This is a genomic window from Nonomuraea sp. MG754425, from assembly GCF_021699195.1.
Taxonomy (GTDB): Bacteria; Actinomycetota; Actinomycetes; order Streptosporangiales; family Streptosporangiaceae; genus Nonomuraea.
In genome coordinates this window covers 1-9,651 of record NZ_SSXE01000278.1, presented here as the reverse complement: position 1 = coordinate 9,651, position 9,651 = coordinate 1, and the positions used below count along the sequence as shown (strand labels likewise).

Annotated in this window: 8 protein-coding genes; 6 read left to right on the top strand and 2 right to left on the bottom strand. The window is 69.6% G+C overall.

The features are described 5' to 3' along the window. The first annotated feature begins 67 nt into the window (after window positions 1-67). The 6 genes from FAF44_RS49470 (at window position 68) to FAF44_RS49445 (ending at window position 8,495) form a co-directional block, all read left to right on the top strand. A complete protein-coding gene (locus tag FAF44_RS49470; protein WP_237110431.1) occupies window positions 68-1,024 on the top strand; it encodes a PrgI family protein in 957 nt (318 codons plus the stop codon). Between the two features lie 116 nt (window positions 1,025-1,140). After that, a complete protein-coding gene (locus tag FAF44_RS56210) occupies window positions 1,141-2,874 on the top strand; it encodes a VirB4 family type IV secretion system protein (RefSeq protein ID WP_237110430.1) in 1,734 nt (577 codons plus the stop codon). Next, window positions 2,871-5,441 carry a type IV secretory system conjugative DNA transfer family protein gene (locus FAF44_RS49460; RefSeq protein ID WP_237110429.1) on the top strand — a complete coding sequence of 857 codons (2,571 nt, stop codon included), beginning with the start codon at window positions 2,871-2,873 and terminating at the stop codon, window positions 5,439-5,441. Before FAF44_RS56210 ends, FAF44_RS49460 begins: the two co-directional genes overlap by 4 nt. 42 nt (window positions 5,442-5,483) lie before the next feature. Continuing rightward, window positions 5,484-6,515 carry a replication-relaxation family protein gene (locus FAF44_RS49455; protein WP_237110428.1) on the top strand — a complete coding sequence of 344 codons (1,032 nt, stop codon included), beginning with the start codon at window positions 5,484-5,486 and terminating at the stop codon, window positions 6,513-6,515. Beyond that, a complete protein-coding gene (locus FAF44_RS49450; protein ID WP_237110427.1) occupies window positions 6,512-7,504 on the top strand; it encodes a C40 family peptidase in 993 nt (330 codons plus the stop codon). Before FAF44_RS49455 ends, FAF44_RS49450 begins: the two co-directional genes overlap by 4 nt. A 268-nt stretch (window positions 7,505-7,772) precedes the next feature. Next, window positions 7,773-8,495, top strand: a complete 723-nt coding sequence (locus FAF44_RS49445; protein ID WP_237110426.1) for a hypothetical protein — start codon at window positions 7,773-7,775, stop codon at window positions 8,493-8,495. An 87-nt stretch (window positions 8,496-8,582) separates the two neighbouring features. Here FAF44_RS49445 and FAF44_RS49440 read toward each other — a convergent pair whose 3' ends face one another. Together FAF44_RS49440 and FAF44_RS49435 are read right to left on the bottom strand one after the other, a co-directional pair. Next, entirely contained in the window at window positions 8,583-8,954 is a 372-nt protein-coding gene (locus tag FAF44_RS49440) for a hypothetical protein (RefSeq protein WP_237110425.1), read from the bottom strand. Between the two features lie 104 nt (window positions 8,955-9,058). Continuing rightward, the coding region (locus FAF44_RS49435; RefSeq protein ID WP_237110424.1) for a hypothetical protein at window positions 9,059-9,651 on the bottom strand (593 nt) is incomplete at its 5' end.

The following is a 9,651-nucleotide window of genomic DNA, read 5'->3' as shown; positions in this document are numbered from 1 at the left end:
GGCCCCGGCAACTCCGCCTCCGCCTTGACCCGCCGTCGCCCCGCCGGACACGCAGGAAGGACGGCCGGTGAACGAGCCCGAACCCTTGATCACCAGCATTCCCGCCGACATCAACACCCCGGACAAGATCGCCTACGGGCTGACCTTCCGGCAGATCCTCATCATCACGCTGACCGGCGGCATCGCCGCCGCCCTCTACCACCTGTTCCAGCACCTGCTGCCGATCGTCATCCTGGCCGCCATCCTGCTGCCGCTCCTGGCTCTCGGCCTGAGTATCGCGCTGGGGCGACGCGATGGACTCACCCTGGACCGCTTCGCGGCGGCTGCCCTGCTCCACGCCCGCGCCCGCAAACGCTTGGTGTCCGCGCCCGAGGGGGTCGCCGGACCGCCGAGGTGGTGCCGGTTGCGGGGCACGCTGCCCGCCCCGCTGCGCCTGCCGGTCCAGGCGATCCGTACCGACGGCGCCCTCGAACTCGCCGACGGAGGCGTCGCCGTCCTCGTCGAAACCAGCACCCTGTCCTTCCACCTGCGCACCACCAGCGAACAGGCAGCCCTGGTCGGCGCGTTCGGCCGATGGCTGAACTCCCTCGACTCGCCCGTGCAGATCCTCGCCCGAGCCCGCCCCGCCGACCTGTCCCACCTCGTCGACACGGTCGAGCAGCAGGCAGACACACTGCCGCACGAAGCGCTCGCCGCAGCCGCACGCCGGCACGCCGACTACCTGGCCGAGCTGAACAATTCGCGCGAGCTACTCACCCGGCAGGTCCTCATCGTGCTCCGCGACCACCCCACCACCAGCAAGGGACGCCGCCCGGTACGGCGTGACGCCTGCGCCGCCGTCGTCCTGCGGCGCGCCGCCGAAGCCGAACGCAGCCTGGCCGCGCTCGGCATCGCCGCGCGCGTCCTGGACGCCGACGCCGCCCACCAGGTACTGGCTGAATGCCTCGACCCCGGCAGCCGGCACCCGCCCGGCCAGGCCCTGCCCGACGAACTGATCACCTCAACCTCCGGGAGCACCCCGTGAAGCTACGCCGACGCCATCACACCCCTAACGAGCCCAGCAGCCTCACCCATCCAGGATCGGCACACGTCGGAGCCAGAACTCTGACCCTGCCCGGCGCGGTTTGCGCGTCGTTCGCGGTGACCGGTTACCCGCGCGAGGTCGGCGCGGGATGGCTGGAACCCTTGCTCACCTACCCCGGCCACCTCGACGTCTCGCTGCATATCGAGCCGATTCCGCAAGCCGTGGCGGCCATGCGGCTGCGCCGCCAGCTCGCCCGCCTGGAATCGGCCAGCCGCTCCGACGCCACCCACGGCAGACTCGCCGACTTCACCGCAGAAGCCGCCGCCGATGACGCCACCCACCTGGCCGAACAGCTCGCCCGCGGCCACGGGCGGCTCTTCAAGGTCGGCCTCTACCTCACCGTCAACGCTCCTTCGGAATCGGAACTGGCCGCCGAAGTGGAACGGGTCCGGGCTCTCGCCTCGTCCCTGCTGCTCGATGCTCAACCGGCGACCTTCCGGGCCTTGCAGGGGTGGACAACCAGCCTCCCGCTCGGGGTCGATTCCCTCGGTGCGACACGGACGTTCGACACGATCGCGCTGGCGGCGGCCTTCCCGTTCACCTCACCCGACCTTCCCACTGCTGTCAGGGAGAGCGGGGTGTTGTACGGGCTGAGCGCCACCGGCACCGGCGTCGTCGTGTGGGACCGCTACGCCCAGGACAACCACAACTCCGTCGTCCTCGCACGCTCCGGAGCCGGCAAGAGCTTCTTCACCAAACTCGAAGCGCTGCGCCTGCTCTACCACGGCGTAGAGGTCGCCGTCGTCGATCCCGAAGACGAATACGCGCGCCTGGCCCACGCCGTCGGCGGCACCCACGTACGCCTCGGCGCTTCGGGGGTCCGCTGGAACCCCTTCGACCTGCCCCCGAGCCAGGGGGCACACGATGACGTGCTGGCGCGGCGGGCCATGTTCCTGCAAACCCTGATCGCCACCATGCTCGGCGGCACCGCCCTCACCCCGCAGACGCGGGCAACGCTGGACTCCGCGATCATCGCCACCTACCAGACCGCCGGGATCACCCGCGATCCCGTCACCTGGAGCAGACCCGCGCCGCTCCTGGCCGATCTGGTCACCACGCTTACCGGACAGACGTCCGGCAAGACGGGAGCGGATCTGGCGGCCCAGCTCGCTCCCTACGTCACCGGCTCCTACCGCGAACTGTTCAACGGCCCCACAACCACCCACCCGGCCGGACACCTGACCGTCTTCTCCCTCCGGGACCTGCCCGAGGAGATGAAAGCGGTCGGCACCCTGCTGGCCCTGGACGCCATCTGGCGGCGTGTGGCCAACCCCCGCGACCGCAAGAAACGCCTCGTCGTCGTGGACGAAGCCTGGCTGCTGATGAAAGAACCCGAAGGCGCCCGCTTCCTGTTCCGGATGGCCAAGGCCGCGCGCAAGCACTGGGCCGGGCTCGCCGTCGTCACCCAGGACGCCGCCGACCTGCTCGGCACCGAGCTCGGACAGGCGATCGTGGCCAACGCCGCCAGCCAGATCCTGCTCCGCCAAGCCCCGCAGGCCATCAGCGCGGTCGGCGACGCCTTCGACCTCACCGACGGCGAACGCCAATTCCTCCTCACCGCCGAACGCGGCGAAGCCCTCCTGATCGCCGGCCCCGCCAACCGAGCCGCCCTGACCATCGTCGCCTCACCAACCGAGGCCGCACTGGTCACAACCGACCCCGCCCACCTCGCCAAACTCGACCAGCACGATCAACGCCCACTCCCGACAGACGCCATGCATCCACCGAGCCAGCCCGAAGCCGAGAGCACCACCATCCAGCAGGACAACGAGGAGAGCGACCCGCTATGACCACCACCCTGTCACCGACCCAGGATGAGCCGTGCCTGCTGTGTGGCATCGACGACCACGACGTGCAGGCCGCCCTCGACTTCCTGAACGGGTTGCCCGCCCGCCTGCCCGAACTCGCTCTCACCTACGGACCCCGCCTCGCTGTGGTCATCGGGATGACATGGGCGGTGGCTGCTGCGGTGCGCTACCTGCTCGGCTGGCTTCGTCACACCGACATGACCCCCCGAGCCCAGCTCATCGAGATCTCCAGCCCGCCGCGCAGCGATCCCGAGGGCGCCGTGGTGTTGTGGCGTCAGTTCGTTGGGCTCCTGCGGCCCGCGTGGAAGCGCGCCTTCGCCGGCCAGCCGCATCTGGTGTGGGAGTACTGCGGCAGCGACGCCGGAGTGCGCATCCGCCTGTGGGTGCCCGGCACCATCCCGCCCGGGATCGTGGAGAAGGCCATCCAAGCCGCCTGGCCAGGCGCGACCACCACCACAAGCCCCACCACCTCACCCCTTCCTGGCGAGGCCGAGGTCGCGGGCGGGCGGCTGGTTCTCGGCGCGCCCGAGCACTTCCCGCTCAAAACCGACCACGACCACGACCCCATCCGATCGTTGCTGGAAGCCATGGGCGGACTCCGAGAAGGCGAGCACGCTGTCGTCCAGGTGCTGGCCCGCCCGACCACCGGCAAGCGTCTGCGGCATGCCTACCAGGCAGCCGCCCACCTGCGTGGAGGCGGCAGCCGCCACCGCCTCGGCCGCGTCCTTGAGGAGATCCTTCCCCTTCCCACGAGCACCCGCGACCACCACCACACCAGCGATCTGGCCCGCGACTTCCCCGAACGCGCCGAACAGGTCCGCACCATCCTGGCCAAGGCTGGCCAGCCGCGCTACACCGTCGCCATCCGCTACGCCGTCGCCACCAGCCGCGACCCCATCACCTCGGGCACCCTGGCGCCCGTCAACCACGACGGCATGGGCTCCTCTGATCTGGTTCGCCGGTGGTTGCGAGGCCACGCCCACACCCTGGCCGGCGTCTTCGCCCTTTTCACCGGCGGTCACCAGTACCTGCGCCGAGCCCGTCTCCGGCGGCCCGGGCGCACGATCGGCTCGCGCCGCCTCGACGGCGGCTATCTACTGTCCGTCACCGAGCTGGCCATGCTCGCCCACCTGCCTTGGGACATCGACGCCCCCGGCATCACCCGCGCCGGAGCCCGCCCTGTAGCACCGTCCCCGGTCGTGCCCCGCACCATGGCGGGCGGCATGGCCCGCGTCCTGGGCGACGCCGACAGCGGCCCACGGCGGCCCGTCGCCCTACCCGTGGCCGACGGGCGGCACCACACCCACGTGCTCGGCGGCACCGGCGTCGGCAAATCCACCCTGCTGGCCAACCTCGTCCTCGCCGACGCCGCAGCAGGACGAGGCGCCCTGGTCATCGACCCGAAGGGAGACCTGATCATCGACATCCTCCACCGGCTCCCCGAGCGAGCTGTCGGCAGAACGGTGGTGTTCGACCCGCAAGACGCGGCCCCGCCGCCGTCAATCAACATTCTCGCCGGGCATGATCCGACCTTCGCTGTCGACTCCGTGGTCACCATCTTCCACCGCTGTTTCTCCTCGGCCTGGGGGCCGCGGGTCGATGACCTGCTGCGCTCTACCTGCCTGACCTTGACCAGTGTGCTGGGCCGTAAGGCGACTCTGGCCGATGTGCCCCGGTTGCTGACCGATGCGGCTTTTCGGGCCCGGACCACGGCCAAGTTGCGCGATGAGCTGCTGGCCGGGTTCTGGGACTCCTACGAAGCGCTCACCCCAGCCGGGCAGGCCACCGTCATCGGACCGGTGATGAACAAGCTCCGCGCCGTCCTGCTGCGGCCGTTCGTCCGCCAGGCGCTGGCCGGCCCGGACACCACCGTGCCCATCGGCCGGCTCCTCGATCGAGGCGGGCTCGTCCTCGCGCGTCTCCCGAAAGGGATCCTCGGCGATGATGCTGCCCGGCTGTTCGGCTCCATCCTGTTGGCCCACACCTGGCAAGCTGCCACCCGCCGCTCTCACCAGGTCGAGTCGGCAAGGTCGGATGCCTCGCTCGTGATCGATGAGTGCCACAACTTCCTGAATTTGCCCGGTCACATCAACGACGTGCTCGCCGAGGCACGCGGCTACCGGCTCTCCCTGGTACTCGCTCACCAGCATCTCGACCAGCTCCCCGCCGACCTGCGCGAAGCGCTCTCCGCCGACGCGCGGAACAAGGTCTACTTCAACGCCTCACCCAAAGACGCAGGCGAGTTGAAGCACCACACCGCGCCCTTGATCAGCCCGCACGACCTCACCCACCTGGGCGCCTACCAAGCCGCCGCCCGCCTTGTGATCGAAGGCCGGCAGACCTCAGCGTTCACCCTGCGCACCCGGCCCCTGCCCGCCGCAGTTGAGGGCCGGGAAGCGGCGATCCGCCAGGCATCTCGCCAGCTCTTCACCGCACCGGCGATCACCCGGCGAACAGGCCAGGCGCCCGCACCAACCGCACGCACAACACCCGGCCATGCCTCTCGCGACGGTGGCCCTGGCGCTTCTTCAGCCTCCAGCCGCTCCTGAGCCGACCAACGTCCCGCCGTACCAACGTCATGGAGGTTCACCATGTCCGATAAGCCCTGCGGTTGCTCGTGCACCTGCCAGCAGACCACGCAGCCCGCCACCCACAAGGCGGCCGCTCGCAAGCTGCCCCGGTTCACCATCCAGCCCATCCCGGCAGCTCAGCCCCGCCTCGATCACACCGCGCTGACTGCACTCGCCGCGCGACTGACCGAACGCGACTACCAAATCCTCGACCACCTGCACCGCCACCGCGTCCTGACCACCCACCAACTACAGCGCATGTTCTTCACCATCGCCCAAGCCACCCGCGCCCGCATGACCATCCTGTTCCAGCTCAACGCCGTCACCCGCTTCCGTCCCTGGGCCGGATACGGCGCAGGCTCAGCCCCCATCCACTGGGCCCTCGGCAAAGCCGGAGCCGCCGCCCTGGCCGCCCGCCACGGCACCACCGTCAAAGAACTCGGCTACAACCCCGACATCCCCATCGCCGTCTCCTCACGCCTGACCCACCAGATCGGCGTCAACGACTTCTTCTCCCACCTGCACCACCACGCCCGCCACACCCCCCACACCGCCCTGCGCACCTGGTGGTCGGAAAAGCAGTGCGCCACCCAATGGAGCGACCTGGCCCGCCCCGACGCCTACGGCACCTGGCACGAGAACGGCCACCAGATCGACTTCTTCCTCGAACACGACACCGGCACCGAAACCCTCAAGCGCGTCGCCGACAAACTCCACGACTACCGCAACCTCGCCGACGCCACCCACATCACCACCCCGCTCCTGTTCTGGCTGCCCAGCCCTGCCCGCGAAACCAACCTGCGCAAACTCCTCACCGGCACCGACCTGCCGATCGCCACCGCCGTCCACACCACCCACCGCGAAAGCCCCGCCGGTCCCATCTGGCTCCCCGCTCCAGCCCAGCCAGGACAGACACGGATGCGACTGGCCGACCTCCAAGCAGGCTGGCCCCACCTCACCCTCGGCCGAAACGCCGAGCCGCCCACAGCCGCCGATGACCACGATGACGAGTTCCTCGACCGTATCTTCGCCGAGGAGGAACCGGGCAGGTGAAGGTCGCCGCGGCCGGCGCCGTTCTCCTGCTGCTCATCATCTGCGCGTTCATCGCGGCCGCCACCAGCGTCCTCACCGGCTCCGGGACACCCGCCGGTCTGGGCTGCGCGATCACACCCGCGACGACGAGCAGCACGACGGGCGGGCAGGCGGACAGGCCGGTAGCGGCCGATGCGCCGACGGGTATGGCCTCCGCTCTGACCTTGGACGTCGAGCAACAGACCCACGCGGCCCTCATCATTCAGATCGCCACGGAGCGCGGCCTGCCCACGCGGGCAGCCGTCATCGCGGTCGCCACCGCCCTGCAGGAATCGAAACTGCGTAACCTGCGCCACGGCCACCTCGACAGCCTGGGCCTGTTCCAGCAACGCCCGAGCCAAGGCTGGGGAACACCCGAACAGGTCCTCGACCCCCGCCACGCCACCAGCGCCTTCTACCAGCGCCTGGTCAACGTGGCCCGCTGGCAGCGACTCCCGCTCACCCGAGCTGCCCAAGCCGTCCAGCGCTCCGCCTTCCCCGACGCCTACGCCCCCTGGGAGCCGCTCGCCCAGCGCACCGTCGACGCACTCGCCGGAACCTGCGTCCCGCTCATCCCGGGCGAGCAGATCGCCGCCGTGCTTGCGTACGCGCACGCCCAGCTCGGCAAACCGTACCGGTGGGGAGCCGAAGGACCCGCCTCCTTCGACTGCTCCGGCCTGACCATGCGCGCCTACCAAGCCGCCGGAATCTCGATCCCCCGGGTCGCGGCCGACCAATGGCGCCACGGGCCACCCATCCCACCCGGCCAGGAACAGCCCGGAGACCTGGCCTTCTTCCGCATGCAAGCAGACGGGCCCGGACACGTCGGCCTCGTCATCGGCGGCGGACAGATGATCCACGCCCCCAACCGACGCAGCGTCGTCACAATCAACAGCTACCAGCGCAGGGATCTGATCGAGTTCACCCGCCCCACCGCCCACGCCGCCACCGGACAACCCGACTCACGCTGACCACACGCCGCACCCGCTGCAACCGCTACAGCACCGCTTACCCCACAGCCGCCGCACGGCCCTCACAGGTGGTGGACAGCCCCCACCACATCCCGAGCCATGGTCACGGCGGATCGCGCGGGCTGCCAAAGCGGCGTCCGGCACCGGCGTGGCACCTATCCGGCGGGTGAGCTGCTCGTTTCTTCCCAGAACTCGCAGTCACGCAGAGGCATGCATCCGATACTGTCCGGGAACAGCTCCGGCGGTCCGCAGGTCAAGGAGGCACCTCGTGTGCGCGATGCGATTTGCCCCGTCCCAGCTCGTCGTCAGCCTCTCCTACGACCTCAACAACCCGATCAAGATCCGCGCCAAGCACAAGGTCGCCGGCATGCTGCTGCTCGACCGCGACCACGCCAAACTCCTCGAGCGAGGCTGGAACGTCCCCGGCGCCTACATCCTGCTCGACCGCCCCGACGCCCACGGGCGGTGGGGAGCCTACGTCGGCAAAGCCACCAACCCCGGCCTGCGCCACCGCGTCCTCCAGCAACTCAAAGACCGCGACCACTGGTACCGGGCCCTGCTCATCCGCTACGAATCCAACGAGGACGAAACGCTCAACAGCAGCGAAGCCGGATGGCTGGAAGGGCGCCTTTATGATCACCTGCACCGCGCCGGCCAGGTCACCCTGCACAACCGCAACCGACCCCAAGACCCCACCCTCACCGATGACGACGAGACCAGCCTCATCGACTACCTGCTCCCCATCGAATCCGTGCTGCGCCTCATCGGCCACACCCTCCACCCCCGTCCAGCAGGTGCCCCCGACGGCGACGGACCCCTCGTCAGAAGGATCAAGCCCAGGCCCGAGGCGAACAAGCCCGCCCGCCACCTCAGCCCGCGCGGACCGGCCCCCGACGCCACCCCGCCGTTGGGCCCACCAAAAGACGTGAAGAAGATCATCGCGCAGATCAAGGCAGGCACCTTCGTGTATGAGCCACCGAAAAGCCGCTAACGTCATGAGACCCGGTGGCAGAGGAGGTGTGCCCCGGCCAGCGCAATTTGCCTGTGCTGGACGGGGCACACCCCCTACGCCACCGGATCAGGCACTACCGAACACATCCTCGTCCGGCATGTCTTCCTCTTCTTCGTCGTCCTCTTCGCCGACGATCCGGCAGGCGAGCTCCTCCTCTTCCGTGAGGATCACAACGAACAGCTCCGCAACCCCGAAGGCCACGGCCTTACACAGGCGGTGCCAGCCGTCGATGATCAGCATGCCGCCGTTCGGGACTGTGGCCATGATCAGCGGCTCGGACAGGTCCACCCGGAGCACGTGCTCGGCGTCGATGGCGACGAGCTGGATCATGGCCGCCCAGCGCTCGGTCACGATCCACCCATCCGGGCCCCGGTCCTGAATGAGTTTCTTGGCCTCGGTGATGTCCCAGCGCCAGCCGAGCATCTGGAAGATCTCCACACCCGTGCTATCCGCCCGGTCCGATCCGGGCATGCGGGCTGCCGGTGGCGGCGGCGCCGCGGGCGCGGGCGCGGGCTCACCAGTGCCAGTGTGGTGTGGGTGGGTCATGCTGTGGCCTCCCGTCCGGTCGAGGCACTCGGAGACTGCTTCGTGAGGGAGGTCGGCACGAGTATCTCGGCCTGGGCGAGTGTCTGGGCTTGGGCGAGGAAGGTGCGGGCGGCACCTTGCCGGATGAGGGCCATGCTGTGGCCGAGGTGAGCCAGCGCGAGTTCCAGCTCGCCTTCCCGCCCGCGCGTTCCCACGGCCTGGCTGGGGTCTGGCGGGGTGGGGTCGTCGAGGTAGGGGGTGATCCAGGAGACGAACCTGGCGATGGCCTGGGCCGGTGGCAAGCCTCCGCTGTCAGCGTGCTCGATGTGCCGGGCCACCAGCAGCCACCACCTGCACAGAGTCTGCGCGTGCAGGGCCTCGTAGACCTGCTCAGCCGTCAGCCGCTCCCCCCGGCCCAGACGCCGAACGGTGTCGTCGAGGTGGTGCTGGTGGGCGCGTCGAGCCTGCTCGGTGATCGCCTCCAGCGAAGCAGGAAGCTTGTCGGGCGGTGCGCCGATAGCGGGATGCTGTGGGGAGTCGTTCATGACCTGGGTGTCCTCTTTTTGGGGGATGTGGCCGGCGCGGGGATGCGCTGGCGCGGTCGGCTGGC

Coding starts and splice junctions, on each gene's coding strand:
- FAF44_RS49460 (WP_237110429.1), top strand. CDS start 2,871: ATGACCACCACCCTGTCACCGACCCAGGATGAGCCGTGCCTGCTGTGT.
- FAF44_RS49455 (WP_237110428.1), top strand. CDS start 5,484: ATGTCCGATAAGCCCTGCGGTTGCTCGTGCACCTGCCAGCAGACCACG.